The sequence below is a fragment of the Halodesulfovibrio aestuarii DSM 17919 = ATCC 29578 genome (genome assembly GCF_000384815.1).
In the GTDB taxonomy this organism is placed as follows: Bacteria; Desulfobacterota; Desulfovibrionia; order Desulfovibrionales; family Desulfovibrionaceae; genus Halodesulfovibrio; species Halodesulfovibrio aestuarii.
In genome coordinates this window covers 788,593-815,352 of the sequence record NZ_ARQF01000020.1, presented here as the reverse complement: position 1 = coordinate 815,352, position 26,760 = coordinate 788,593, and the positions used below count along the sequence as shown (strand labels likewise).

Annotated in this window: 22 protein-coding genes; 11 read left to right on the top strand and 11 right to left on the bottom strand. The window is 46.3% G+C overall.

Annotated elements, in window-relative coordinates; genetic code table 11:
• Positions 1-19: 19 nt before the first annotated feature.
• From F461_RS0109605 to F461_RS0109595, 3 genes are all read right to left on the bottom strand, one after another.
• Complete coding sequence (locus F461_RS0109605) at positions 20-1,585, bottom strand: DEAD/DEAH box helicase (protein ID WP_020000944.1); 1,566 nt, start codon at positions 1,583-1,585, stop codon at positions 20-22.
• Between the two features lie 123 nt (positions 1,586-1,708).
• On the bottom strand, positions 1,709-2,356 hold the full coding sequence (locus tag F461_RS0109600) for a precorrin-8X methylmutase (protein ID WP_020000943.1): 648 nt from the start codon (positions 2,354-2,356) through the stop codon (positions 1,709-1,711).
• Positions 2,349-3,746 (bottom strand): cobyrinic acid a,c-diamide synthase CobB, encoded by a 1,398-nt coding sequence (locus tag F461_RS0109595; protein WP_020000942.1) that lies wholly within the window; start codon positions 3,744-3,746, stop codon positions 2,349-2,351. The genes F461_RS0109600 and F461_RS0109595 overlap by 8 nt, the downstream gene beginning before the upstream one ends.
• Positions 3,747-4,660: 914 nt before the next feature.
• On the opposite strand from F461_RS0109595, the gene F461_RS0109590 reads away from it, so the two are divergent.
• Positions 4,661-5,047 (top strand): Ros/MucR family transcriptional regulator, encoded by a 387-nt coding sequence (locus F461_RS0109590; RefSeq protein ID WP_020000941.1) that lies wholly within the window; start codon positions 4,661-4,663, stop codon positions 5,045-5,047.
• A gap of 228 nt (positions 5,048-5,275) precedes the next feature.
• On the opposite strand, the gene F461_RS0109585 is transcribed toward F461_RS0109590, so the two are convergent.
• On the bottom strand, positions 5,276-5,806 hold the full coding sequence (locus F461_RS0109585) for a chemotaxis protein CheW (protein WP_020000940.1): 531 nt from the start codon (positions 5,804-5,806) through the stop codon (positions 5,276-5,278).
• Positions 5,807-6,127: 321 nt separating this feature from the next.
• Between F461_RS0109585 and F461_RS17605 the strand changes: the two genes are divergently transcribed.
• The 9 genes from F461_RS17605 (at position 6,128) to F461_RS0109540 (ending at position 15,041) form a co-directional block, all read left to right on the top strand.
• Complete coding sequence (locus F461_RS17605; protein ID WP_020000939.1) at positions 6,128-6,529, top strand: cytochrome c3 family protein; 402 nt, start codon at positions 6,128-6,130, stop codon at positions 6,527-6,529.
• A gap of 9 nt (positions 6,530-6,538) precedes the next feature.
• Positions 6,539-7,735: a 4Fe-4S dicluster domain-containing protein gene (locus tag F461_RS0109575; protein ID WP_020000938.1), complete on the top strand. Its 1,197-nt coding sequence runs from the start codon at positions 6,539-6,541 to the stop codon at positions 7,733-7,735.
• Between the two features lie 9 nt (positions 7,736-7,744).
• A complete protein-coding gene (locus tag F461_RS0109570; RefSeq protein WP_020000937.1) occupies positions 7,745-8,704 on the top strand; it encodes an RnfABCDGE type electron transport complex subunit D in 960 nt (319 codons plus the stop codon).
• Between the two features lie 3 nt (positions 8,705-8,707).
• Complete coding sequence (gene rnfG, locus F461_RS0109565; RefSeq protein WP_020000936.1) at positions 8,708-9,289, top strand: RnfABCDGE type electron transport complex subunit G; 582 nt, start codon at positions 8,708-8,710, stop codon at positions 9,287-9,289.
• A 53-nt stretch (positions 9,290-9,342) separates the two neighbouring features.
• The gene (rsxE, locus tag F461_RS0109560; protein ID WP_020000935.1) at positions 9,343-10,014 is read left to right on the top strand and encodes an electron transport complex subunit RsxE; all 672 of its coding nucleotides are present in this window, start codon (positions 9,343-9,345) and stop codon (positions 10,012-10,014) included.
• Positions 10,015-10,030: 16 nt separating this feature from the next.
• On the top strand, positions 10,031-10,606 hold the full coding sequence (locus tag F461_RS0109555) for an electron transport complex protein RnfA (RefSeq protein WP_020000934.1): 576 nt from the start codon (positions 10,031-10,033) through the stop codon (positions 10,604-10,606).
• 57 nt (positions 10,607-10,663) lie between these two features.
• Entirely contained in the window at positions 10,664-11,683 is a 1,020-nt protein-coding gene (rnfB, locus tag F461_RS0109550) for an RnfABCDGE type electron transport complex subunit B (RefSeq protein WP_020000933.1), read from the top strand.
• A complete protein-coding gene (locus F461_RS0109545; RefSeq protein ID WP_034606211.1) occupies positions 11,580-12,590 on the top strand; it encodes an FAD:protein FMN transferase in 1,011 nt (336 codons plus the stop codon). Before rnfB ends, F461_RS0109545 begins: the two co-directional genes overlap by 104 nt.
• Before the next feature lie 741 nt (positions 12,591-13,331).
• Positions 13,332-15,041 (top strand): FAD-dependent oxidoreductase, encoded by a 1,710-nt coding sequence (locus tag F461_RS0109540; RefSeq protein ID WP_020000931.1) that lies wholly within the window; start codon positions 13,332-13,334, stop codon positions 15,039-15,041.
• A gap of 285 nt (positions 15,042-15,326) precedes the next feature.
• Here F461_RS0109540 and F461_RS0109535 read toward each other — a convergent pair whose 3' ends face one another.
• Together F461_RS0109535 and F461_RS19330 are read right to left on the bottom strand one after the other, a co-directional pair.
• Positions 15,327-16,232: a PP-loop family protein gene (locus F461_RS0109535; protein WP_020000930.1), complete on the bottom strand. Its 906-nt coding sequence runs from the start codon at positions 16,230-16,232 to the stop codon at positions 15,327-15,329.
• 109 nt (positions 16,233-16,341) lie between these two features.
• Positions 16,342-16,572, bottom strand: coding sequence for a ubiquitin family protein (locus F461_RS19330; protein WP_020000929.1), 231 nt, complete (start codon positions 16,570-16,572; stop codon positions 16,342-16,344).
• Between the two features lie 526 nt (positions 16,573-17,098).
• On the opposite strand from F461_RS19330, the gene F461_RS0109525 reads away from it, so the two are divergent.
• Entirely contained in the window at positions 17,099-17,458 is a 360-nt protein-coding gene (locus F461_RS0109525) for a response regulator (protein ID WP_020000928.1), read from the top strand.
• Positions 17,459-17,851: 393 nt separating this feature from the next.
• Here F461_RS0109525 and F461_RS0109520 read toward each other — a convergent pair whose 3' ends face one another.
• From F461_RS0109520 to F461_RS0109500, 5 genes are all read right to left on the bottom strand, one after another.
• Entirely contained in the window at positions 17,852-20,719 is a 2,868-nt protein-coding gene (locus F461_RS0109520; protein WP_020000927.1) for a ComEC/Rec2 family competence protein, read from the bottom strand.
• A gap of 379 nt (positions 20,720-21,098) precedes the next feature.
• Positions 21,099-22,550, bottom strand: coding sequence for a threonine synthase (gene thrC, locus F461_RS0109515; RefSeq protein ID WP_020000926.1), 1,452 nt, complete (start codon positions 22,548-22,550; stop codon positions 21,099-21,101).
• Positions 22,550-23,155 carry a glycerol-3-phosphate 1-O-acyltransferase PlsY gene (gene plsY / locus F461_RS0109510; protein ID WP_020000925.1) on the bottom strand — a complete coding sequence of 202 codons (606 nt, stop codon included), beginning with the start codon at positions 23,153-23,155 and terminating at the stop codon, positions 22,550-22,552. Before plsY ends, thrC begins: the two co-directional genes overlap by 1 nt.
• Before the next feature lie 76 nt (positions 23,156-23,231).
• The gene (locus tag F461_RS0109505; protein WP_020000924.1) at positions 23,232-25,310 is read right to left on the bottom strand and encodes a ribonuclease catalytic domain-containing protein; all 2,079 of its coding nucleotides are present in this window, start codon (positions 25,308-25,310) and stop codon (positions 23,232-23,234) included.
• A gap of 170 nt (positions 25,311-25,480) precedes the next feature.
• Positions 25,481-26,755, bottom strand: coding sequence for an AICARFT/IMPCHase bienzyme formylation region (locus tag F461_RS0109500; RefSeq protein WP_020000923.1), 1,275 nt, complete (start codon positions 26,753-26,755; stop codon positions 25,481-25,483).
• Positions 26,756-26,760 lie beyond the last annotated feature (5 nt).

Genomic DNA, 26,760 nt, shown 5'->3' with positions numbered 1-26,760 from the left:
CTGTAAGAAGTATCTATGACTAGTTAGCACGGTTCTGGGGCGGTTTCCTGCGGCGTGGACGAGTATTGCGTCGCTGCTGTTGCCCTTGTTTCTTGTGCTGGTCATTTTGTTTGTTGTCACCCTGGTTTTGCTCTTTGGCTGCTTCAGGAGCCGGAGGCGGCGTATGCAGGGTTTGCTGGTACAGTTCGTCAAGAAGCTGTGCGGCCAGAAGGAGCTGTTCGTCATCTTGAGCAAGCTCTTTAAGAAGTGGAACAAACCGCTTCATGCGTTCTTTTTCCAGGTTGGTTTTACCTCTAAGACTTCCTTCCAGCATTGCTGTAAGGCGTAGTCCGGCAACTTTAGCAACATCTTCATCAGTTGGCGTTTCGCGTTCCTGAAGGGAAATTTTGTAGTAGCTTCCGATGCGTTCCAGTTCCAGCTTCTGCATAATGTCTACAAGAGAGATTACTTCACCACTGGCACCTGCGCGGCCAGTGCGACCTGCGCGGTGAATATATGATTCACGATCTTCCGGTGGCTCATACAGGATTACGTGTGAGAGTTCCGGAATATCAATCCCGCGGGCTGCAACGTCTGTTGCCACAAGAAAACGCACGCGTCCCTCACGTAGTTTTGTGAGAACTTTTTCACGCTTGGATTGGGACAGATCGGCAGAAAGTTCATCCGCATCATATCCGAAGCCTTTAAGTACTGCCGTAACGTAATGCACATTGGCTTTTGTGTTACAGAAGATAATAGCAGAGGACGGGTTTTCCACTTCCAGTACACGGACGAGTACTCGGTCTTTATCCATCGGTTTTGCGTTGTAGAATACGTGTGGCGTGTCTACTACGTGTACCTGCTGGTGCGAAAGGCTCAGCATGGACGGCTTATGCATGAATTCTCCTGCGAGTTGGATAACACGCGGAGGGTAGGTTGCAGAGAGCAGGAAAGTGGAACGACTGCGCGGCAGGTATCCTTTGATTTCTACCATGTCCGGATAGAAACCAATGGAGAGCATTCTGTCTGCTTCGTCAAATACAAGGATACGTGTTTTGGAAAGATCCAGCGTATGGCGGATGAGGTGGTCGAGTACGCGACCTGGCGTACCTATGACAACATGTGCGCCGCTGTTAAGTTTATCAACCTGCTTACCGTATCCCACACCGCCGTAGACTGCGCAGGATGTGATACCGGTATTCTCAAAAAGAGTTGAGGCTTCGTATTCAACCTGTAAGGCAAGCTCGCGGGTTGGGACAAGTACGAGCATCTGCGTGTGCATTTTAGATGTATCTACTCGTTCCAGCGCAGGAAGAAGATAGGTGCCGGTTTTACCGCTGCCAGTGCGGGATTGAATCATAATGTCTCTGCGAGCCAACTGGTACGGCATAGCGTGTGCCTGAACAGGCATAAGCTTATTCCACCCGGCACGAGTGCAGGCTTCGCGGATTTTTTCTGGAAGATCCTCCAGAGAAATTGGTGGCAGCGCATCTTCCGGTTCAGTGATGCCGGTAATTTCTGCGGCGATTCTATCCGCAGGGTCTAGCATTTTATTTTGCTTTTTCGGGGCATTTTCTGAAACGCTGTTGTGAGGTTCGTCTGTCATTGTACATCCTGTCAGTCTAAAAAAGACTGTAAATTAGCAAAAGTCAAAGTTCCACAGAACACTATAGCAACTGTAGTGGATTACTGCAACTTGCTGAGAAAATAGTTGATAAATTATAGTGATCTATGGAGTTGCGGCAAGGATCGCCAGTGCGTTTACTGTCGCGGCTGCAAGTGGCGAACCACCCTTCCGTCCGCGAATCGTTATATAAGGAATAGTAGATTGTGCAAGTAGTATTTCTTTGGATTCAGAGGCATTAACGAATCCGACAGGCATTCCGACAATGAGTGCAGGCGGTGTGCCACCGTTTTTCAGGTGTTGCATAAGCCGTATAAGGGCCGTCGGAGCATTTCCGATTGCCATAATGGAATCAGCGATTTCCGGAGATGCTGCATCTATTGCCGCCTGTGCGCGAGTGGAGCCGGTCTCCTGTGCTTTTTGCACAACGTCAGGACGGTTGAGTAGACACTGGGTACTGCAGCCGAACGGAGTTGTACGGCGAACAGGGATGCCGGAGCGCGCCATCTCGGTATCGGTAAAAATGGTGCAGCCGTTTCTGATTGCATTTACACCCGCAGCAATGGCTTCAGGGTGAAATATAATGTGATTCAGCAAGTCAAAATCTGCGGTAGTGTGAATAAGGCGTCTGGCGATTGTCCATTCGTCCCCGGAAAATGGGCGTGGTTCAGGGACTTCGCTGTCGATAATTTCGAAAGAACGGTGTTCAATGTTGTCTGGTGAAAAATATGGCTGCAATGAAGTTTTAGTCATGAAGAGTCCTTGTGCGTAGGCAAGCTTCTACAATGGCTTTTGCAACGGATGGTTGCGAGGCAAAATGTAGATGTACGTATGAGCCGACAGTGTTGCGCGTAACATAGCCGGACGTTGATGTTTTTGCACCTTTTCTATCTGTCACTGTGTAGAGCGAGTTGTGTGCAGTATTTTCTTCTGCGAATGAGTAGTGGAATTCGTGCCCGCGCGCAGTCGTATTTTTGCTACCTAGAATTGAATCGGCAGTTGTTGTGATTTCTCTATAGCCGAGTGCCCTGTGTCGGGTGCTCATTGTGCAGTGCAGGTCAAAGACATTGCACATTGGATATGTTGTTGCAGCATCTGTTGTGATTTCCCGTGCAAGGTACATGAAGCCACCGCATTCCGCGTACACCGGCTTCCCTGATTGTGAGAACGCACGGATGGCAGAGCGCATTGAAGTATTGAGACTCAATCTTTCTGCATATAATTCCGGATAGCCACCGGGCAAGTAAACTCCGTCAATATCTTTTGGCAAGTAAGCGTCATTAAGCGGAGAAAAATGGATAATTTCAGCGCCATGCTCTTCGAGAAGCCGTAGGTTATCTGCATAGCAGAAGCAAAATGCTGCATCTTGAGCAACGGCAATGCGTACCATTTTGCTGGGTGTAGCTTCCCAACGATCTTGTGGCGATAATGGCTCTGTGTGTTCTGGTAAATTTGTAAGTAGCTGGTCAAAGTTAATGTGTTCTTCCGCCCACTGTGCAAGCTCGGTAATACGTTCTGAGTTTAGAATGCCTTCTTCTGCCGTTACAAGGCCGAGGTGGCGTGACGGAAGGGTTAATGTTTCTTTGCGCGGCATACACCCTGCAAGCAGTGTCGTTGGGCAGTATGTATGCATGGCTTCGCGGATAAGGGACACGTGATTGGGGCTTCCTACGTTATTAGCAACGCACCCTGCAAAGATAAGGTCGGGATCAAAGGTTGTAAAGCCATGAGCTATAGCGGCAAAAGAGCGCGCCATGGAACGTCCGTCAATAACAAGCAGAACTTGGGCTTCAAGCCATTTTGCTATTTGCGCTGTTGAACCGGCATCATTGCTGCCACTTGCTCCATCAAAGAGTCCCATAACTCCTTCAATAACCGCAATATCGGGAGCTTTTCCTGTTGAGGGGTGCATTGCCTTTTTGTAGGCGTTGATGCAGGCATCTTTTGAGAGCATCCATCCATCAAGATTAATGCTTGTATTACCTGTGATAACTTTATGAAGTCCGGGATCAATAAAGTCCGGACCACACTTGAATGGCTGAACCTTTAATTCTCGACGTGTAAGAGCGGCCATAATAGCTAAACTGATGAGTGTCTTGCCGCTGCCACTTTGTGTCCCGCCAATTACAATGATTTTTGCCATCTAGATAATTCTCCAAGAAATATTGCAAAGCATTTTGCCGTAACTTTTTTGGGACAAACAGAAACTATATTTACCCAAAGTATGAGAGTATAGAAATTTTAAAGAAGATTGAAGCTGTCTAATTATACATCAAAAGTCGCTTGCAATTCGTTTGGCATGTAAGTCACGTTTTTTGTGGTAAAAAGTCAAAAAAATTGGCTCGCTTCTTGTGCACAAAACAAAAAATATTTTTATTATTTTGTATCTGCTTGCATTTGCATCATTTTTTTTACGGTTATATTTTTGAAACGTATTGTCATTCTTCGTAATTATGAAATAAACAAAGCCAAGAAAATATATAATTACGTGAAAAGGTGTTTGAGTTTTCAGAGGATATAACAATATTGTTGTTTATTTTTTGCTTTATTCACTGATTTGGTAGGACAATGCATGTTTTTTTATCAAAAGGTACAATGCAGCGGTAGAGCTTGTCATGTTTTTTCTACAATAGGGACAAGGATTAGCCATGTGAAGCATTGTTTTGGCCATAAAAAATATAATTATATTAGGGTAAAAAATAAAAATACATCAAAAAATTCAAAACAATGGGAATTGTAGATGTCGCCTCTTTGCCCACTATTGCTTCAACTGTATAAAATGCAGTAATTGTGTATTTATAAAGATAGAAAAATGTAATTAAGTTGTGATGCTGTTATAAAAAAAACTGCAAAAAATTCTATTGTGTGTATATGCAGTTCTGTAGTATGTCTTCAGTGCATTTAACATAAGTTTAATAGTGCCTATGTGCAATTTAGTAGTCGTTATTAATTAGCATTTAAATACGTAAGTTGTGCCATGGCGGTATTATTTTAAAGATTTTTCTATTTTCTGGGTATAATACTTGTTCATTTAATGGATAGGAGGGGTAGTTTTACATGGAAAGTTATTTGAAGGAAGCTCTGGAAATTGTCAAAGCACAAGCTAGTGTACGGACAATGACAGAAGAAGAAATCACAACAATGGTTCGTAAGCTTGCAGGGGGAATTAAGGAAATTAGTGCAAGCTGTGCTGTTGATGATGATTCTGCAGGTAAAATGATTGATCCTAAAAAGGCGATTAAGGAAAAGTCTATTACCTGTGTTGAATGTGGAAAGTCCTTTAAAATATTAACTAAGAAGCATCTCGCAACTCACGGGCTTACACCAGAAGAGTACCGCGCTCGTTGTGGATACAAGAAAAATACTCCGCTGGTTTGTAAATCTCTCCAGCGAGAGCGACGCAAAAAGATGAAAGATATGCGGCTGTGGGAACGCAGAGCATAGAAAGAATCTTACGCACACAGAAAAGGGTCATATGGCCCTTTTTTTTTGTGCTTAAGTGAAGAATAATGGTATCATCATATGTTAGGCTTTAAGAGCAGCTCCAAAGACGTCTTAGCCTTGTGATAAATGTTCTTGCATTGCTTTAAGAGTTATCAATTATGGCATAGCATTGCTTTTTACGAGAACAGCATTCGAAATGCTTCAGCAGGATATTAAATAAAGATTTTGTTATGTAAGTTCTGCTATGGAAAAAAGTGTGTCTTCATTCAAAAGTCGTATTCGCACTCCCGCGCGATAAAGTTCTTCGTTTACAAATTTCCTGATGGCTTCACGGGACTGTGTGTATATTGCAGATTTTTGTCTAAGTTGGTTATTCTTGTTTGAGTTGGTGTTGAATGGAATGTTTTTCCGTTTTATTGTTTCCGAGCTTTTGTATTGAACAATTTTTCCAAATCTCTCAACAAGTAAAGCTAGTTGCATTGTTTCGTCTTCAATAATAGTATTGATGATGATTGCCGGATGATGAACGCGGATGGACGGCGCTGCAAGGCATAGCTTTTTGCTTATATCCAGCACGGAAATCGTTTCAGAGCCATATGTCAGAATCCCTGCCATGAAGGCGGGTGCCTTCGGGACTCTGGTTATGTGTTCTGGGTAAATGACTTCGTGCAGGAGGTGTAGCGGTAGTCCGAAAGTTTCGGAGCCAGCAGAAAAAGTAAATATTTTTTTAAACGCCTGTGGACTGGTCTGAGTAAGCATATATTGCACCGTGTATTTCTTTGAAGTGCGGGTGTTGTATCGTAGTTTTGGTGCTTTGAAAACAAGTAGCTTTTTTTACAACATTTCGAAATAAAAGGGAAAAATCTTAGAAAAAAAATTTTCTAAAAATTACGCACTGATTTGATTAAAAAGCCAAATAAAAAACTTTGATAATCATAACATACCGTTATTTTTCCTGAATACAGGGACTTGTGAGCCTTTTCAAAAATGAAAAAATGTTCTAGTTAAAAGGCGCCAACAGACTATCTTATCCCCTTACTCGGTCGGTCGGGTTTAACACCAGTATCAGGAAGGTGTGCCTTGCCAACGAGATACTTTCCAATCGCAATACTAACTGCGATTCTTATTGCCGTTGCATGCTACGGCTTTTTGCGCCCCGCAGAAACTGCGGCCGTTCCTATGCGTGTGCTGTTAGATAACAGCGCAGGTATGGTCATATTTGATCATGCCAAACACGTAGATGGGTACGGCGAAAGTTGCGTGGCCTGTCATCATGAGCTTTCAGATGAAGTTGACGATGACGGCAACCTGCTGGATGACGCTGAGCCTACCCCATGTAGCGACTGCCATTCTAAAGCGTCTGATGATCCGGATGTACCTAGCTTGATGGACGCGTACCATCAGTCTTGCATGGGGTGCCATGAAGAAAACGGTTCTGGTCCTTATTCTAAAGGCCAGTGTAACCAGTGTCATTTCAAATAGGGATGTCTTATGAATAAGAATATTTTCATTCTGACTCATGGGGACACAGGAGCATTTGAGACTGGTTCAGTCCCTTTCGAAGTGCGTATTCCCCTGAATGGACATGGTAAAAAATCGGTAAAGAAAAAAACAGAAGTATATCCAGGGCTTCTTGTGGCAGACCACGAGAATGCTAACATAGGTGATATGCATTCTGGCATTACCGGTATTGTAACTGCAGTTACAGACACTCATATTATCATCAAAGCACAGGAGCTTGCTGCTCCGGCGGAAGGTGAAGAGCCAAAACCCGAAGGTGTGGAGCCGGTTGCCCTTGCTTCCTTGGAAGGCGAGCAGCTACAGGCTGCGCTGAAAGGGTTGGGAGTGGATATTCGTCCATTCCTTAAGCGTTGTGAATTGCTTATTGTGAATGCGTTAAACCCAGAACCGGGAATCACGTACGCAGAGAGCATGCTTGTGCACGCAAAAAGTACCATCAACGCCGGCCTTGATATGCTCAAACGCCTTTCCCCTGCTTCAAAAGCCGTAGTGGCTTTGCCTACTGGTTCTACCGCAGCTTTTGATGGCGCAGACATAGCTTTTATTAACCCGCAGTACCCTAACAGTCTTGACGAGCTTGTTGTTGCCAGTATTACCGGCAAGGAAAGCATGCGAGGCATTAATGTTGTTGATCTGCACGCACTGTATAATTTGGGTGCAGTTGCAGAAAGCGGTATGCCATTGACGCACACAGTTGTTTGTGTCGAAGGCAAAAATGTCGTGGCGCCTATCGGTACCCCTGTTGGTGCGTTGTTGGAAGACGCTTCTATCGAAGTGGCAGACGGCGACACTGTACTTTTGGGTGGTCCTATGCGTGGTGAAGCCACAGGCAATCTAAGCACAGGTATTGGTAAAAATACCAATGCAGTGTTTGTAGTACCCGCCGGAACAACCACACCGGTTTCCGACTATGCCTGTTTTAGCTGTGGCGCATGTATTCAGCATTGTCCGTCACGCATCCAGCCGAACATGATTTCACGTTATGTTGAATTCAATGAGCTTGATTTCTGTCGTCAGGAAAACATTAATGCATGTATGGAATGCGGACTGTGTACATACTACTGTCCGGCTCGTCGGCCTATGCTTCAGTTGATCCGTCTCGGAAAACATAAAATAACCCTTGAAGAAACACAGGTTACCGCTTGTGCTCTGCAGGTTGAAGAGTAGGGGGATACTATGGCGAAACAATCATTGCCCACCGCTCCATTCCTGAAGGTTGCCTCCGCACCGCATTTGCATTGTGGTGCATCCATCAAGGGAATGATGAGCACAATTTTGGTAGCGTTACTTCCGGCAGTTGTCGGCGCAGTATACTGGTATGGCATGGAAGCTCTGCGTGTTATGGCGCTTTCCATCGCAACGGCGGTTATTGTTGAAGCGCTTTGCTCAAAAATTATGGAAAAGGAAGTGCGTGTAGACGATTTGCACGCAGTCGTAACCGGTTTACTTTTTGCGTTTATCCTGCCAGCTGGTGCCGAATGGTGGCTTGTTGTGTCAGGCTCTGCCGTAACAATGATCCTTGGTAAAATGCTCTGGGGTAACTATGGTGGCGCACCTATTTGTGCTATCGCGGTTGGCTGGGCGTTTTGTACTGTATCATGGCCGGTTCAAATGAACGTCGATGCAACCATGCTGAATACTACTCTGGTGAACCCGCTTTCCCAGCTTAAGTACTTTGGTATCGATTATATCGCAGATACTTCAATGTATGACTACCTCATGGGTAATCAGCTCGGCGCCCTTGGCGCTGTCCAGATTGGTGCAATACTGCTTGGCGGACTTATTTTGCTCGCCCGCCGTATCATTACATGGGAAATTCCTGTTGCAACCATTGTATCAGTTTTAGTTGTTGGCGGTATCTACTATGTGATTGATCCGGAACTTTACGCTAATCCGTTGTTCCATTTGTTCACAGGCTCTAGCATGCTTGCGATTTTCTTCTTGCTGACAGATTTTACCTCTTCGCCAAATACACGCGGCGGCAAAATCGTATTCGGACTTGTAGCTGGCTTCCTTATCATACTCATTCGCACATACGGTCAGTACCCTGATGGTGCTTTGTTTGCAGTTTTACTTGCAAACATGATCACACCACTATGTGATATGATTAAGCCTAAACCATTTGGAGCGAGGTAAGCTATGCGTGAAATCTTAAAGATGATCGTTGTGTTGACCTTAATCAGTGGTATTTCCGGTTTTGCGTTATCTTCACTTAAACAGATGACCGCACCGACCATTGAGTTGCAGTTGCTTACCTTTGTACAGGGACCGTCCTTGAAGCAGGTATTACCTGACTATACAAACGACCCTGTGAAGGAACGTAAAAAATTCACTAATCCTCTTACCAACAAGCTTGTTAACGTATTTCCGCTTAAAGTAGATGGGCAGCTTAAAGCTGTTGCTATCGAAGGCTTTGGCGGTGGTTACGGTGACAATATTGGTGTAATGGTCGGTTTTGACCCTGAAAACAATAAGCTTGTTGGCATCGGTATTACCACAATGAAAGAGACTCCGGGGATCGGGTCACGTATTGCTGAGCCGGACTTTCTTAAACGGTTTCCAGGGCTTTCTGAATCCGAAGCTAAGTTGAAGTCTCAAGGTGGTGTGATTGACGCCCTTTCCGGCGCAACCATTTCCTCCACTGGTGCTGTGGTAGCGGTTCAAGATGCTGGTAAAATATACAGCGCTTTGAAAGAAGAGATTCTTCAAGCCTTTAAATAGGCACTGGAAGAATAACGTGAACGCGCGGTAATGCGCGCTGTGAGGAGAAAAGTATGGCCAGCATGTGGAAAGAGTTTTCCAAGGGCCTATGGGCAGAATTGCCACCGTTTCGACTCCTGTTGGGCTTGTGTCCGACTCTAGCGGTCACCACCAAGGCGGAAAACGGTTTTGGCATGGGGATAGCGGTAGTGTTTGTTCTTACCCTGTCCAGTTTCCTTGTCTCATTGATCCGTAAGATTATTCCTAAAAAAGTTCGTATTGCTTGTTATATTACCATTGCTGCATCTCTTGTTGTTGCTGTGGAATTGCTGATGCAGGCATATGCATATTCATTATATCAGCAGCTTGGTATCTTTGTGCCACTTATTGTTGTTAACTGCCTGATTCTTGGCAGGGCGGAAGCCTTTGCGGGTAAAAACCCTGTGCATCTTGCTGTTGCAGACGGTCTTGGCATTGGTCTTGGTTTTACATTGTCGCTTACTTTCCTTGGCGCGATTCGTGAATTACTTGGTACCGGCTATGTGTTCAGTGTTCAGGTGCTGAGCGGATCATTCCAGCCGGTTAAATTCATGGTTGCTGCACCGGGTGCATTTATTGCTCTTGGGCTTATTCTCGCAGGCATGAACTATCTGAGTATTGTTCAGGCTAAACGTCGTGGTGAGCCTGCTCCGGAAAACCCATCCACAGGTTGCCACGCATGCCGTGCCTGTGCAGGCCATAAGTAACTGGAGGTAGTACAGTATGGATTATTTCCTGATTTTTATCTCCGCGATCTTTGTTAACAACATCGTTCTTGCCCAGTATCTGGGGCAGTGCCCGTATCTTGGTTGTTCCAAGGAAAAGGGTGTGTCTCTTGGTATGGGCGGCGCAGTTATCTTTGTTATGGTTATTGCAACCCCGCTTACATGGCTTATTCAGGAATATGTGCTCCTGCCGCTTGATCTCGGGTATTTGCAGACCATTATGTTTATTCTTGTCATCGCTTCGCTTGTGCAGCTTGTTGAGTTGTTCCTGAAGAAATCTATCCCGCCGCTTTACAATGCGCTCGGTATTTTCCTTCCGCTCATTACAACTAACTGCGCGGTGCTTGGTGTTGCAATTCTCGTTCAGCGTAAAGAATTTGATCTCGGCCTTTCCATCTTCTATTCATTCGCTTCAGGCTTAGGTTTTTTGCTCGCTCTCGTACTGCTTGCCGCTATTCGCGAACGACTGGAAGTTACCCATCTACCAAAGTCAATGAAGGGTGTTCCTGCGGCGTTGGTGATGGCTGGTATCATGTCTCTGTCCTTCATGGCCTTTAAGGGCATGATCTCTTAGGCGCAGGGTTATATGCATGTGACTCCCCTTGCGGGATAAACCAATAAGGATAGCATTATGGTTTTGACATCTGTCCTTTCATTGCTAGCTCTGGGCTTTTTCTGCGCGGTTGTGCTCTCTGCAGCATCCCGTGTCTTCTATGTGGAAGAAGATCCAAGAGTAGAGGCTGTCTGCGAAGCGCTTCCGGGTGCTAACTGCGGTGGTTGTGGCTATGCAGGCTGTGAGGCCTACGCAATTGCCGTAATTACCGATCCCGATGTATCTGCCGGCCTGTGTTGTGCCGGTGGTGCAGACGTGGCCATTGCAGTCGCTGAACTCTCCGGCAAGTCTGCCGGTAGCGATGATCCGGAAATTTCCTTCCGCCGTTGCGTGAAGGATGAAGGCAAGGTTCAAAAGAAATTTGAGTATCAGGGTGTGCAGTCATGTACAGCAGCCGGTCTGCTGCAAGACGGTTCTGATGCTTGTAAATACTCCTGTCTTGGCTACGGCGACTGTGTAAAAGCATGTCCGTTTGATGCCATGTACCTTGAGAATGATCTGGTTGTGATTGACCCTGATAAGTGCGTGGCTTGTGGCGCATGTATCAACGTTTGTCCGAATAAGGTTCTCGAGATGATTCCGCGTCGTGCACGTGTACAGGTTTTCTGTTCTACTCAGGATAAAATGAAAGCTGTTATGGATGTGTGTGAGGCCGGTTGTATTAATTGCATGAAGTGCGTGAAAAAATGTCCTGCAAACGTTATTTCTCACGTTAACGGTCAGATTAGAATTGATCAGGCTGCTTGTCTTGCCTACGGCCCTGACTGTGAAGAAGCCTGCGTTGATGCATGTCCGCGCGATATCTTGCGTCTCATGTGTCCTGTAGGTATTACCGCTAAGGCTCAGGAAACAGCAGCGGCTAAACAAGCTGCAGAAGCTGCTAAAGCCGCAGAAGCAGAAAACCACAGGCAAACGCCTAATAGGAGCGAAGACTATGACTACTTCTCGTCGACAGTTCCTGCAGGCTTGCGGTGTGCTCGGTCTTGGTGCCGCTGTAACCGGCGTGCCAGCAGTAGCCTCTGCCGCCCGTGTGGGTGACGAATATAAAGTGCAGGAAACCCGTTTTATGATGGGAACCGTGGTAACCATTACTGCGTTGCATCCTTCCAGACAGCTTGGAGAGGAAGCAATTGGTCGCAGTTTTGAAGAGATAACACGCCTTGAGGCGCTTCTCAGCCGTTACCAGAGTGCTTCCCCTGTCTCTGTGTTAAACAGAGACGGACGCCTTTCCGGCATTCCTCAGGAACTTGCAGAAGTCGTGCGCAGCGCGCGTTTGATCAGCAAGCTTTCTGATAAGGCGTTTGATGTAACCATTAAGCCTGTGATTGATCTCTATGGTGAAAAAGCCAATCTGAATGGCGAAATGGTGCTTTCAAAAGCAGAATTTGAGGAAGCACTGTCTCTTGTAGATGCTGACTCTCTTATTCAGAAACGCGATTCTATTCGCCTTAACCGCGAAGGAATGGGCATTACGCTGGATGGCATTGCAAAAGGCTACATCGTGGACAAGGCTTCCGCAGTGCTTGCTGCGTACGGTGCTAAAAACCATATGATTAATGCTGGCGGTGACATCCGCACCATGGGTGAAAAAGCTGGCAGAAAGCCTTGGGTTGTTGCTGTGCAGGATCCGGAAAAGAAAGGCAACTACCCTGCGGTGATTCAGATGACCACAGGTGCAATTGCAACTTCCGGTGGTTATGAGGTTTTCTACGACAAGAACCATATGTATAACCATCTGGTGAACCCGCAGTCCGGTATGAGCCCTAACAACGTGGCGTCTGTATCTGTCATGGCTCCAAGTGTAATGGAAGCTGATGCTCTTGCAACAGCTACGTTTATTATGCAGTCTCGTCGCGGCCTTCAGTTCATTGAATCACTTAATGGATGTGAAGCCCTTATCGTGACAAAGGATGGCATGAAGCTGAGTACACCTCAGTTCGGATAGTTCTTATAGTAGATACTAAAGTAAAAATGCCAGTCTGCATTGCAGGCTGGCATTTTTTTGCGCTTTGTTTGTTAGGGGATACATAAAGCACAGTATTCTAAGATATCACAGTAATTGTGGTTACGAATTGTGCTTACGATATTAGGAATAAATCAATAAAATTAGACGCTAATAGTTCGAAACTGAACTCTGTAGAGGCGAAAAAGAACAGAAGCTATTAATGGTTTGCCGTTCAATTTTTTATCTCTACTTGGTAAGCCGGAATATAAGACTTGATATGCATCAATGAAAAGGTAAGCTTGGTGGCGTAGCGTTTGGAATCAGTCAAGTTGTGTTTCTGTAAGTGTATGAGTATCAATGGTATTGGTAGATACCCTACCGCGCCGGTAGTGTATAACAACCTGTAATCACTACTTGCAAAAATAGCCAAACATGCTAGTCCTACCCTCACGTGATACAGCTTGGTCGTATGTGTTTGTATAACTGGTACCTACCTAAAATGTGAGCATATACAGACTGGTAGCTGCGCCTCTTTGGTTATAGAGGTGAATAATTGATTGATTGCGCCAGCGGTTACTAATTAGCTTTTTACTAACCTGCTGCTACATGGGTGTTCAGCTGTATTAGCGAGCACGCATTAACTGATTTGTTTCTTTTTATTTTATAGTAAATTGTGCGACAGACAGTTCATGTGAGAGCGAGCCTGCCGCCGACTTACACATCTTTTGCGGAGGATGTCTTATGTCTAAGCACGTAATTGTTATTGGTGCTGTTGCCCTTGGCCCAAAAGCTGCCTGTCGTTACAAACGTCTTTGTCCAGACGCAAAAGTAACCATGATTGATCAGGCTCCTCGTATTTCTTACGGTGGTTGCGGCATTCCTTACTTTGTTTCCGGTGAAGTAAACACCGTTGTAGACCTCCAGTCTACTCCGTACCACATCGTTCGTGACGCTGCGTTTTTCAAAACAAACAAAGACGTAGACGTTCTTATTAATACCCGCGCAACTTCTATTGATCGCGAAGCTAAAACTGTTTCTATCGAAAACGTTTTGACTGGCGAAAAAGAAGTGCTTTCTTACGATGAACTCGTAATCGCAACCGGTTCTAAACCGAACATGCCTCCGTTTGAGGGAATTAACCTCAAAGGTATTACTCCTGCAACGAACCTCGAAGAAGCTGAAATTATCAAAAATGCTATAGCAGGCGGTGACGTTAGCAATGCCGTTGTTGTTGGTGCCGGTTTTATCGGTCTTGAAATGGCAGTTGCTTTCGCAGATATGTGGGGCATCAACACCAGTGTTGTAGAACTTCAGAGTCAGGTACTTCCAGGCTTCATGCCTGAGTCCTTAGCAAAAATGGCACAGGCTGACCTCGAAAATCATGACGTAAATGTGTACCTCGAAGAGTCTGTTGTTCGTTTTGAAGGTGTTGACGGCAAAGTTACTAAAGTTATTACCAACAAGCGTGAAATCGAAGCAGATCTTGTCATTCTTGCTGTCGGTGTTTCTCCTAATACTGACATTGCTGTTAAAGCTGGTATTGAATGCGATAAACGCGGTGCGATTCTCGTTAACGATCATTTCCAGACTTCTGATCCATCCATCTACTCCGGTGGTGACTGCGTAACTATTCCAAACCTCGTAACCGGCAAACTCGGCTACTACCCGCTTGGTTCCATGGCTAACCGTCAGGGGCGTATTATCGGTACTAACCTTGCCGGTGGTGATGCCAGCATGGCCGGTGGTATCGGTAGCTGGTGTGTAAAATTGTTCGACATGTCCTGCAGTGGTGCTGGTCTTACTCTTGAGCAGGCTCTTGCTAATGACTTCGATGCAATCTCCGTTCACGTTGAACAGATGGACAGAGCTCACTTCTTCCCTGAAAAAGCGCTTATGTCTCTCCAGATTGTTGTAGACCGCCCAACCCGCCGTATTCTCGGTATGCAGGGTATGAACGAATTCGGTGATGCACTTACTGCGCGTATTAACGCAGTTGTGCCGCTCATTACTTCCCACGCAACCATCGATGACGTATCCAACCTCGAAGTTGTGTACTCTCCACCGTTCTCCTCTGCGATGGATATCGTTAATGCTGTTGCTAACGTAGCAGACAACGTTCTTTCCGGTCAGAACAAGTACATGGATCCTGCACAGTTCGAAAAATGCTGGGCTGAACGTGATTGCGGTGAGTACTACTTCATTGATACCCGTCTCGCCGGTGGTGCAAAAGATATGTGCGAAGCATATCCAGAGCATTGGCACAATATTCCAAACGAAGAAATTAGTGCACGAATTAACGAAATTCCTAAAGACAAACAGGTTGTAATGATCTGCAATACCGGTCTGCGCTCTTATGAAGCAATGCTCCTTGCCAGCGAGCTCGGTATTGAAAATATTAAAGCATCTGCTGGCGGCATGGGCGCTCAGAAAAAACTGAACGCTAAAATCTAGGTTGTACGTTGGCAGTGCTGGCTCTGACGGTACCTGTCTGTATAATCTACGTCTTTGTTCAGCTGCAGTTGTTCGCAATCTCTTGTATTTTGAGAACGGCTTAATGCTCGATAACAGGCTCGAAAAACAACTATGATGCGATGCGCCCGGTGAGCTATTGTTACGAGGCGTAATTCCAATAAGATGAACAGGAAAGGGCTGTCCTTCATACGAAGGACAGCCCTTTTTTTACTATTGCAACAGGGTTTCTTAGAAACTTTCTGCTGATATGAAATTAAGAAGTCACTATTCGTCGGCGGCTACAGCATCTCGAGTGCGACAGACGCCACAGATTCCAACGGACGTAGGATACCCGCAGCGTTCGCATGGGACGGGCTTTGTACCTTCTTCTTTTTCGAATTGACGGAACGGTTCACGTCCATGCGCGAGGAATGCGGTGTAGAACGCGAGTTTGCGTCCCGGCATCTCTTCTTCAAGCTGGTTCCAGAGCTTTTTGTATGCAGTGGAAGTAGCACCTGGAGAATACGGGCATGGTGCGTAGTGGTATTCAAGATCGTTCAGGAAGGCATAGTTAGCGTTTTCAAATTCAGTAAGTCGGAAGAGAGGGCGGACTTTGCGCGCAAAGCCGTTTTCTGCTTCCAGTAGTGGCCCCTGATCACTTAGATGAGGAATGTCCCAACGCAGTGTGTTGGAGAAAAGTCGTGCTATTTCGTCATCAAGGTTGTGACCGGTGGCAAGAACTGTAAATCCTTCATCAATGGCAACTTTGTTGAAAAAGTAACGTTTAATACGACCGCACGCAGAGCAAACGGAGCGGGAGAGAACTTTTTTAACGCGTGGAATCTGTAAGCCTTCCTCTTCCATCTTTTTAATGATGAGTGGGATATCGTGAGAATCGCAGAAGCGTTCTACTACACCGCGTGCGGCAGCTGAACTGTCTGGAATGGCGAGATCTATATGTAATCCATGCACATTGTAGCCAAGTTTCTTGAGTACAAGCGCACAAGCAAGGGAGTCCTTACCGCCAGAGAGTGCGATGAGAATTTTATCTTCAAATGTGAACAGTTTTTGGCGACGGATACTGCGTTCTACAGAGCGCTCGTAGAACGACATAAAACAGTCAGCACAAAATCCGGTGTTGTGACTAGGAAGTGAAACAACTGCAGTTGCTTTACATACTTTACATTTCATTCTGTGTTTTCCTAATAGATGTATGCGGCGTCTTGGAGAACCGACGCCGAAGCCCGAAGTCAAAATGGGAGCCTGCACTATAAATTTGGTTGTCAGCGAGACGTTGTTGTTAGCCGCTGGATACAACGGTGCGAACGATAATTTCGTCACCGTGAGAGAGTTTTCTGTCTGAGGTAAGTAGTTCGTTATTGCGGATAACAAGCACTGTTGCTGGACTTGCTTTAATAATGTTTAAAAGTTGGCGCACGGAACGAGCTTTAAGTGTGCGGGTCTCGTTTTGTGGCTGGAGTGTAACTGTAACTCCATATGGTTTTGTGTAAACAACCTTATCTTCTTGCATTATGGGCATCCGTGTACGTAGAGGTTTTAAATGCCTTCTGTCTCTTTTGAGCCGGGGCAGAAGTTTGCATTAAGTCAAGAGTGTCGCGAGACACCTGTCGTAACGAATACGACGCTACAAAACAGTCTTACGACAGTCAGTGCATACCATACTCATTTTTTACAACATGACAAGAATCTGTACAGTAAGTGGTTGCTGATGCTGTTAGTATAGTATGTGATGTCACAGTCTGTTTTTGTTATTCATTTATATCAATGCGTTATGCTTGGTGTGGATGTGTTGTGTTGAGTAATGCACTACTTTGACTTTTTTTTATGTTTGTACATTCTAATAAGGGGGTTATGAATCTCGTTGCATTTGCTTGCAGGGTATGCCAAGTATACGCGGTATTAATCATGGGGACGAAGTCATCTTTTCAACATTCATAATTAATAGCTCTGCAATGTTTTAATCATTGCATAATCAGCCTCTACGCGCGATTAACATGTAGAGAATTCTTCTTTTTTCCATTTTGGGGGGGAATAAGATGGCTGATAAGAAAGTGCTAATTGTGGACGATGAAGAGAACGTTAGGCTCATATATAAGGACGCATTTGAAGAGGATGGCTACACCGTTGCCCTCTCCGATGGATCTGAACCCATAATAGACGTGCTTAATCGTGAACATCCCGATGTTGTTGTTTTGGATATCAGGCTGAATCAAAAGGTTACCGGCTTGGATTTGTTGCAGGATATCCGAACTACGAATTCGACATTGCCTGTTATTCTAAGTACAGCTTACGACAGCTTTCAGCATGACATGAAGTCAATTGCGGCAGATTGTTATGTAGTAAAATCTGTTGATTTAACAGAATTGAAAGCGAAGGTTGCAAGTTTCTTCGAATAGCATTATTTTTAGTGAGAACTAAAAAGGACACGCTTCTGCGTGCCCTTTTTGAGATATTGTCTCTTGAAGGGGGTCATCCTTCAGGGGACTTGCTGCTAGAGTTGGTCACTCTTCAGCATCAGGATAATGTGTGTAGCGGCCCTGTTTTTTAAGCGGAATGGGGCCGCCGCATGTCCGGAAGTTTACCGAAGCTCTTACCTGCAGCATCTGAACAGCTGATAATTTCGAAGGGGTAGTTTTCGGTTTCTCACCAACCTGCCAGTATGCTTTCTATTTTCCTACCACATCCTCCATATTCTACAAGTGATTTTGATGTTATTTGGTGAAAAATAATTAATCTAATGCAATCTAATGTACTATAATCTAAAAATAATTTTGTTCTAATAGATCCACTCATTCAAGATAGAGCGCCACTTCTCCCTGTGATGCTGTCGTGATTGCTTGAATTCCTCTACGGTGAAGTTCTTTCATGACATTTGGTGACGGGAACTTGAATTTATTCAGAAATCCACATGAAGCAATTGCTACCTTCGGGTTCACAGCGTTATAAAATTCCGGAGAAAAACTGGATACAGAGCCGTGATGTGGAAGAATAAGTACTTCTGCGCTAAGGTCTGCTTTTGTATCCATGAGTTCTCGAATTCCTTTCAGTTCAATATCCCCTGTAACTAAAAGTAGTCCTTTGCGTTCTGTACCATTGTGTTGAACGAGGCGAAGCACCAGCGAGTTATTGTTTCCTTCGAGAGTAGAGTTTTTCGGCGGGTGCAATACTTCCAGTTCTAAATTTTCTGAGATTGTCAGAACGTCTCCAGCCGAAAGAATACGTTTCGTTAATCCCGCCTTTCTTAATGCCTGCCGGAGCTGTTTTTTGTTCCATCCATGTGGTGTTGCGTTGCTTGCAAGATAATTTCCTACGTTTGCATTCGCGATTGGATAGAAAAGCCCACGAAGGTGATCAGTATCTGGATGGGTCGAAATAATCCATTGCAACGACGCATCATGCTGACGTGTTATGCAAGGCATAATGATTGCGCGGCCTACGTCAAAAGAACGTGAGGAGAATCCTCCCCCATCAATGAGCATCCGCTTGTCGTTAGGAAAGGTCAGTAGCAAAGATTGGCCCTGTCCTACATCCAGAACATGTAATCGAGTTTTGCTTTCTGTGCCGTATGTACGCAGTGCATCCGGTACGAAAAGAAGCAGGACAAAGCATAAAAAGGCTATGCGGGCCATCCAGCGGGAAGATCCACTGTTCAGTTTATTCGCAGGGCGGGTGATGCCTTTTTCTGTATTGCTATCTGGGGGTACTGCGCTGCGTAGCCTGTTAGGCTGATCTTTTTCTGTCCGCTCTATGTCATCTCCAACAAGCGGTAGTCCTACTGCCGTAAATAGTTTGTTTTCCCAAGTTGGAGCGCCTTCACTCAGAGAATTGTACAGTTCTGAAATGACATCGTTTCCCTCGGTTTTCCACCATATTAGGGCTGAAATGATGCAACCGTACCATGCAAATATTTCGATCCAATGCGGGCGATTCATAATGACTGGATCCAAAAAACCTGCCTTATCCATATCGTCAAGAAAGGAAAACAGGGTTGCGACGGGGGTTGCTGCAATCGTAAATAGTGTTTCGGAGAGAGGAGTAAGGGATGGTAATACCATACTGAAACAGGCGGCAAGAAGCCCGAGAAACAGCAGTGGCATGATGACCATACCTAGAATCGGCAACCAAAGAATATTTAGAATATTCCATAGGGACAGCTCGTTAAAGTTCCAGATAATCAACGGAAGTAAAACAAACTGGATTGCAGTAGATAGAAACAGAATATCAAATGCCGCACGTTTTATGCGTTGAAAGCGCGTGGTATCCTTTGGCAGCAGATATGCTTTAACGACGGAAAGTATCGGCAGCGCAATGATCATAGCGACGATTGCCAGTGCAGAAAGTTGAAGCCGTAAATCAAATACGATGAGCGGGTTGATTATCGTCATTACTGCAAGTGCCCAGAACAACCCGTCCATAAAAACGCGAGGACGGTTGAATAACAGCAGGATGCACCAGCAACAAAGCATAATAAAAGCCCGTACAAGTGACGGTGAGCCTCCACCAATCCAGACATACACTGAAGCCGCAGGAAGGATTCCCAGAGCAAGGAGTTTAGGACGGCTGATTGTTTCGTACACGCTGGCGCGGCGTATAACGAGTGTAAAGAGAAAAGAGATACTCAAGGCCACAATCGCTAAATGCATTCCAGAGAGTGCGAAAGAATGCGAAAGCGATGCATGCGAAAGCTGTGTATAACGCTTGCTTGGGAAATTGTATTTATCTCCAAAAAGCAGAGCTGGGAGAACGTCTAAGGCATCACCATATGCCGTCTCTCCCAGTACTGAAGAGAGCTTTTGTACCACTCTTGTGTGAACAAGGTCTTCAAGCTGCTTGGAGACTGTAAAGCGCATTTTTTCACGCCATAATGTCAGGAGAGACACATTACCAGTGCGGGTTGGGATTGCTTTATCCCCCCATGTCCATATGCGCCAGAAGACCCCTTGATTCTGCCAGTAGGCACCGCTGTTCCATGCCCCTTTGTTACGGAATCCGACGATGGGAAGTAGTTTTGCACGAATTGAAACAGTTTCACCGACCATAGGGCGTAGTCGTGCGATTGCAGGCTGGCTTGATGCTGCCGGGAGGACTTGTGCTATTGAAACTTTTCCGTTTTTCCCTTCATTCAACACTTGAATTGCTTTTTGCTGCCTGTCCCATGCGTCTTTACGGTTTGCCCATGTCCAGACTAAATCGCCGGTAATCGGGGCGTTCGTGTCATTCAGTGTGTAGCTTGCATCTGTCAGAATGAATTTTATTCGCCTGTCGGGAGAGGTGAGCACTTCGCGCACGGTTCCGGTAACCTGCACATATTTTTTATCAAGAACAAACTGAGGAAGCGTATCCGGATTGGTTATGTCAAAAGGTCGGTTAGCAAGTGTTGCCGTGCCTGTCTGCAATCCTAAAACGAAGATGGCAAAAACAATGCAAAGACGTACCACATTTGAGGCGCTATTTGGGGGCGATGGAAGATACTGTTCTGGGCATTGACGCGCAAGAAGGCGCGTAAGTACGTAGAAAAAGATGAGAGCACCAAGAGCTGCAAGGGAAGGCACAAAATAGCGAGCTCCCCATAGACCTGTTGCCCATGCAAGGAAGTACCAGTGCCACATAAGCAGTGAAGGGTACGAGATTGAATCGTGTGGTGCAGTGCCTTCCATGTTCTGAAAATCCCCAATTCTAGCCACTTTGATGGTTAATTACAAATTTGTGATTAAAAGGTAATGCAAAAAAATGTACATTACAACAGAGGGATGATTTGGGCTTTAGTTTCATTTAATTTTTTTAGAAAGAAAAACTCATTATTTCAATGTAATGTTGGTATGATTCAAAGATGCTCAGCCTGCTGCCGTACATAAAAATAGTTGAAACAGCGTATGGTTCGGGGAGTGTCATGTTGTCCGGCAAGTAAAAAAGGCTGCCCCATAATTATGGAACAGCCTTTTCTTATTTTATGAAAGAGGGCGAAGTATAAGCCGCCGGTGGCAAACGTCGTAGATACAAAGCTTCGTAGCGTTACCGAAGGCGTTTCGCTACAAATTATTTGCTCTGAAGTCCCAGCTTATCTGCAATAGTTTTTGCAGCAGCTTCGGTGAATGCTTCCGGTGCCAGTTCTGCTTTTGCAGATTCTTCAATGACCAGTTCTGGTGCGTTGGCAAGAGCCGTATCCGGCTGCACGCCGAATTGCGGAGGGAAACTGTTGCTGAAGTACATGTCCTGGAACCCTGAAAATTTTAGCGCATGCGCAGTTGCGTCAAGGATTGCAAATTCATCTTCAGCGATCAGGCCAAGTTCTTTTGCACGCTTGAGACCTGCGTAGCACTCTCCACCCTGAGTACATGCGATGTGGCCGTTCATGTTTGCTTCGATCATGGAATCCATAATCGACTGTTCTGTCACCTGTAATACTTGGAAAGAGCCTTTGCCGCCGATGGCTTCAAACTGTTCTGCAAAATGCTTTACACGCGGGAACGATACAGGGTTACCAATCATTGCTGCCTGAGCAACGGAAGGGGTGACTGTAACCGGCTTGTATACGCGTTTTGCCGGATCTTCTACGCTGTAGTACTGATATACAGGGTCGGCGTGGTGAGACTGTACTCCGAATACGCGCGGAAGTTCGCTGATGATGCCAAGGCGATGTAACTTAAGGAATCCACCCATAACAGCGGTGATGTTACCTGCGTTACCCACTGGTACGAATACGCATTTGCCTTTAAGATCCCAGTCACACCACTGTGCAACCTCAAATGCGTAAGATTCCTGACCGAGAATACGCCAGCTGTTTTTGGAGTTGAGCAGGGCTACACGGTAGTTTTCTGCAAGGTTTTCTACAACCTTCATGCAGTCATCAAATACGCCCGGAATTTCCAGCACGGTCGCACCGGAGCCGAGAGGCTGGGACAACTGCTGCGGAGTCACTTTGCCGTGTGGCAGAAGCACTACAGATTTGAGCGGGGAGCCGATGTATGAAGCATACAGTGCTGCTGCAGCCGAAGTGTCACCAGTGGATGCACATACGGTGAGGACTTCGTCCCATCCGTGTTTGCGTACCAGTGCTTTGAGATAAGAAAAAGCACACGCCATACCACGGTCTTTAAAAGAAGCGCTCGGGTTCTGCCCATCGTTTTTGAAGGCAAAGCGGACACCTGCTTTTTCGGCAAGGTGATCGTTAGCTTCAATGATAGGGGTGTTACCTTCGCCTAAGTAGACGATGTCTTCCTCTTCCAGAACAGGTGCCATCAATTCGTAAAAACGGAAGATACCGCGTAATGCGGTGTTCTTTGAAGCCGCACGGGTATCGAATAGCTCACGCCATTCTTTGCCGGTACGTTCGGAAAGTTTTTTAAAGTCGAGATTGTCGAGCATGAATACACCACCACATTCTGGGCAGGTGTATAAAAGTTCGTCGATGCCGAAACGTTTTCCGCAACCAAGACAGTAGTATTCCATATTTCCCCGGTATTCGGGGAATACTGATGCTTTTTTCATTATGCTTGTTCCTCGTGCTTCTTCTTAAGCCAAGATTTTTCTTCACCACGTGCAAGGCGGCCGATGTTTTCTCTATGAGTCCAGAATACAAGTGCGAGCACTACGAGAGCCAAAGGGATAAAAGACCAATGACCGGACAGGAACAGGAACACCGGAAGGGTTACAACAAGAGTCAGTGATCCCATGGACACGTAACCGGAGCGCCAGATGACGAGTGCAGTAGCGATACAGCTAAAAAGAATAGGGTAAAATGCCAGCGGGATAAACACACCAACAGTTGTTGCTACCGCTTTGCCTCCCTCAAAACCGAGGAAGCAGGAACGCACGTGCCCCATAAGCGCAGCAAGCGCAACAAGGCTTATAAATAGCCAGTTATGGCTGATGGTAAAAGCAATTGCGACGGGGACTGCGCCTTTAAGAAGGTCGCAGAGCAGTGTTGCAACGCCATATTTAAAGCCACAAAGACGGGCTACGTTGGTTGCGCCGACATTTTTACTGCCGTCGAGACGTGGGTCGATTCCGCAGGTAGCTTTAGCGATAAGCAGACCGAACGGAATGGAGCCCATAACGTATGCGATACCAAGCCAGAGAAGTTTAGCCAGCATGTTCACTCTCCTTGCGATAGTTCATCAATATCTGTCCGGTGGTGTCTACAATTGAGCATAGACTTGGAACAGGATGTTAACTTTCCATTGCATCCAGAATTTGGATTTCGTTATTCAAAGGGTGAACTTTGCCGATGCGAACCATAAAAAGTTGCCCCGGATTCACCTTATCGCCAAAAGACTTACGTCTGCCACGTACAAAAATTTGCTCATTCGGTAAAGAAACCGTTACAAAGGCATCGTTTTCTTCTGTAACAATTGCCTCACGCCATACTTTGTCACCCTGTTGCTTGAAGTATAAAAGCTTCCAGTAGCGAGGGCGGAAACGCTGGATTTGACCCACAGAGTCAAGGCGGGCGTTCAGGAGCGGGAGCATTGTGGTAATTTCTTCATTGGACCACTGTGCTTCGCCAGTTGCGGTATAGTGTATTACTTGTGCCACGTTGACAAGGTCTGGGTAGCGTCTCAGTGGAGAAGTAATCGGACTGTACGCATCTACCCCGATCCCCCTGTGCGGTCTCGGCGTTGTTTCCAGAATAGCAGAAGAAAGAGCTTTTACAACACGCGCAATGTCATGCGGTGCGCTCCAGACTCCTACGTACTCTTTGGGTACTGCCACATCCTGTGTTCTGTGAAGCAGGGTGATACCGTGCTCTTTTGCCCACAATGCTACGCCGGAGTTCGCAAGAATCATCATCTCGCTTACCAGCTTCATAGCTTTTGGGGTGTCATCCGCGGGAACAATTTCTACCTTGGTTTCATTTCCTTCGCCGGAAAGTAGTACCTTAGGATCGTTGCGCTCAATGATAACCGCACCATTAGCAATGCGCTGTTCCTGAAGTTTATCGCTGAGTTCTGCGCCAAGTTTAATTTGTTCCGCAAACTCGGCAGCAGGAGTGGCTTCTCCGCCGCCGTTAATGACGGCTTCAGAATCGATGTAGGTCAGGTTGGCAGCTAGATTGACCCATACAGGAACCGGAGTACAACGCTCCAACTCGCCTGTGCTGCTGCACTCCATGTCAAGAATCAGTGATGGACGGTCTTCTTGTGCATGCAGACTGAAAAAGTCTGTACCAAGTGCTGTCGGCATCATGTGACAGTCACCTTCCGGAAGGTATACGCTGGTGGCTCGGCGGAGCACTTCTTTATCGAAATGACTGCCGAACGGCCACGCAACAGCCGGACAGGCAAGAGAGATGCGGAGGCGATAGCCGCCGTCACCACGACGTTCGATGTGGAAAGCGTCATCAATATCTTTGGTGGTGGCGGAATCGATAGAAATATAGGTACGTTCTTCCGGTTCTTGACGGACAGAAAGACACTTCTCTTTGATTTCCTGAACTTCGGCGGAAAATACGTCTGCCCAATTGTTGGAGCAATCATAATCTGCGCGGTCGAGCCAGAAGTTGTGGTGCGGCGGCACCAAATCCCATGCACGGGCAAGGTGCAGAGCCATGTGTTGATCATCTGGCAAGCCTTTAGCCAGTTGTTTCCAGACTTGATCTACTTCATGGCTGTCAGGGTCGCTCATCCGGCTTAAGATAATTTCTTTAAGCTGGGTTGCGACACTTTCATCCGGAACCTTACCAAGAGCCCGACCTTTGGAATGTTTTTCCCAGAGGGTACGGAAAAAGCCTACTCCCTGCGTAACGAGTGCTTCACGTTCCTGACGCTTGCGGTCTTCTTCAAGGCGCTTGTCGACTTTTTCGGCAGGATAAATTTCAAATTCCGGTGGTTGGAATTTAAAGTGAGTCTTGCATGCAAGCATTGCGCTGCCAAGTGCAGCAAGCTGGTCAATGGCCGGTTCTTCCCATAACAGTTCAGCAAACCACTGGATGGATTCTTTGTCCACTTCACCCTGTGCAAAATCCCATAATTCAAGTGCATCAAGTTCAGCACTAATGGCGTCACGTTTCGCCCGATGCTCTTCTAAGAGCTCACCGATTTCCTGACGGGAACGTTCACCGCTGTATGACGGGCCTGCCCAAGGAAGAACGCGTGATGAAGCCAGTTTCATCTCGCGTTTATTGATTGTCAGAATCCGTAGTTTTCCACCCTGTTCGTCAAGTACCCAGCCTTGCTGAGCCTTGTTTCCGTGCATGAATTCTACAACACAGCCCGGTCCGGGATACCGAACCAGAGAAGAAGCACTCATATTACCTGCTTTATTTGGAACCGGCTTCTGCCGGTATTCATTCGTATCTATGCGGTGTGTCTCTCACCGGGTATTTTTCGGGGTGCCTCCGGGAAGGAGGCAAAATTTATTGGTGGCAGTATATATGACTTTCCCGCAGGCGAGTTACCGCCTGCGGGAAGTGTCTTTAATTAATGCTTGAAGGAACGCTGCGCGGTAAAGACCATCGCTACCTGCGGTGAAGCCTCGTTCACTGCTTCGATAACTTCATAGTCACGAATAGAGCCGCCCGGCTGTGCGATTGCAGCTACACCGTGTGCAAGCGCTGCATCGACACCATCGCGGAATGGGAAGAATCCATCAGAAACCATAGCGGTTCCCATGAGTCCACCTTTTTCTGCGCGGGTGCGGGCTTCAATGTCGTCCAGAATTGCCTGTGCTTCTTTGTCTTTAAGCGCTTTAAGCTTAAGTTCGTACAAAGAAATGCCCTGTTCCTTAAATGCCAGCATGTCAGCAAATTTGGTGTACGCTTTGTGGATAGTAAGTTCAACGCAGCCTACTCTGTCCTGCTCGCCGGTGCCGATAGAAACGGTAGCGCCGTTGCGTGCAAAGATAATTGAGTTTGAGGTAACACCGGCCTCAACAGCCCATGCAAAGAGGAGATCGTCCGCTTCCTGTGCTGTCGGCTTACGTGCTGCTACTTCTACACCGTCTTTTTCTGCTGTGGCAGGGATAAAGTCATCTGCCGTGAGAATGCGGTTGCGGAAGGACTGCTGCATTACAATACCGCCGTCGATCAGGCTCTTGAAGTCAAGCACCGGTACGTTTACCAGTTCTTCAAGATGTGCCATTCCCGGAATTTCGAGTATACGCAGGTTCTTGCGTTTTTTCAGTTCGTCAACAACACCTTCTTCAAATGCAGGTGCTGCTACTACTTCAAAGTATGCGCTGTTAATAATTTTGGCGCACTCTAACGTCATAGGGCGGTTTACCACTACCGCGCCGCCGAAAGCAGCAATGCGGTCACTCCAGAAGGCTTTATCAAGCGCATCTGCAACACCCTTGTCGGACCATGCGGCACCGCAAGGATTGTTGTGCTTTAAGATGAGGGCAGCCGGTTTTGCAGTGAGGTACTGCAACATGTTAATGGCGTTATCAACATCTGTCAGGTTGGTTTTACCAGGATGTTTGCCTGCCTGAATCATATTTTCTTCAGTCAAGGCAGAAACAAGTCCTTTGCCCGGTCCACGAAACTCCACACCACCGAGAGTAAGGGAGCCTTCAGCCAACTCGTACACTGCTGCTGGCTGGTCAGGGTTCTCGCCGTAGCGCAGCCCTTTTTCTTCCCCGTCAATTTCCCACGTGCGCTTGCGATACACAAGCTCTTGATCGCCCAACTGAACTTTCATCTCGGACGGAAATGGATCTCCGAGAATGGTTTTGTACATATTCTTCAAGTCGCTCATGAGGT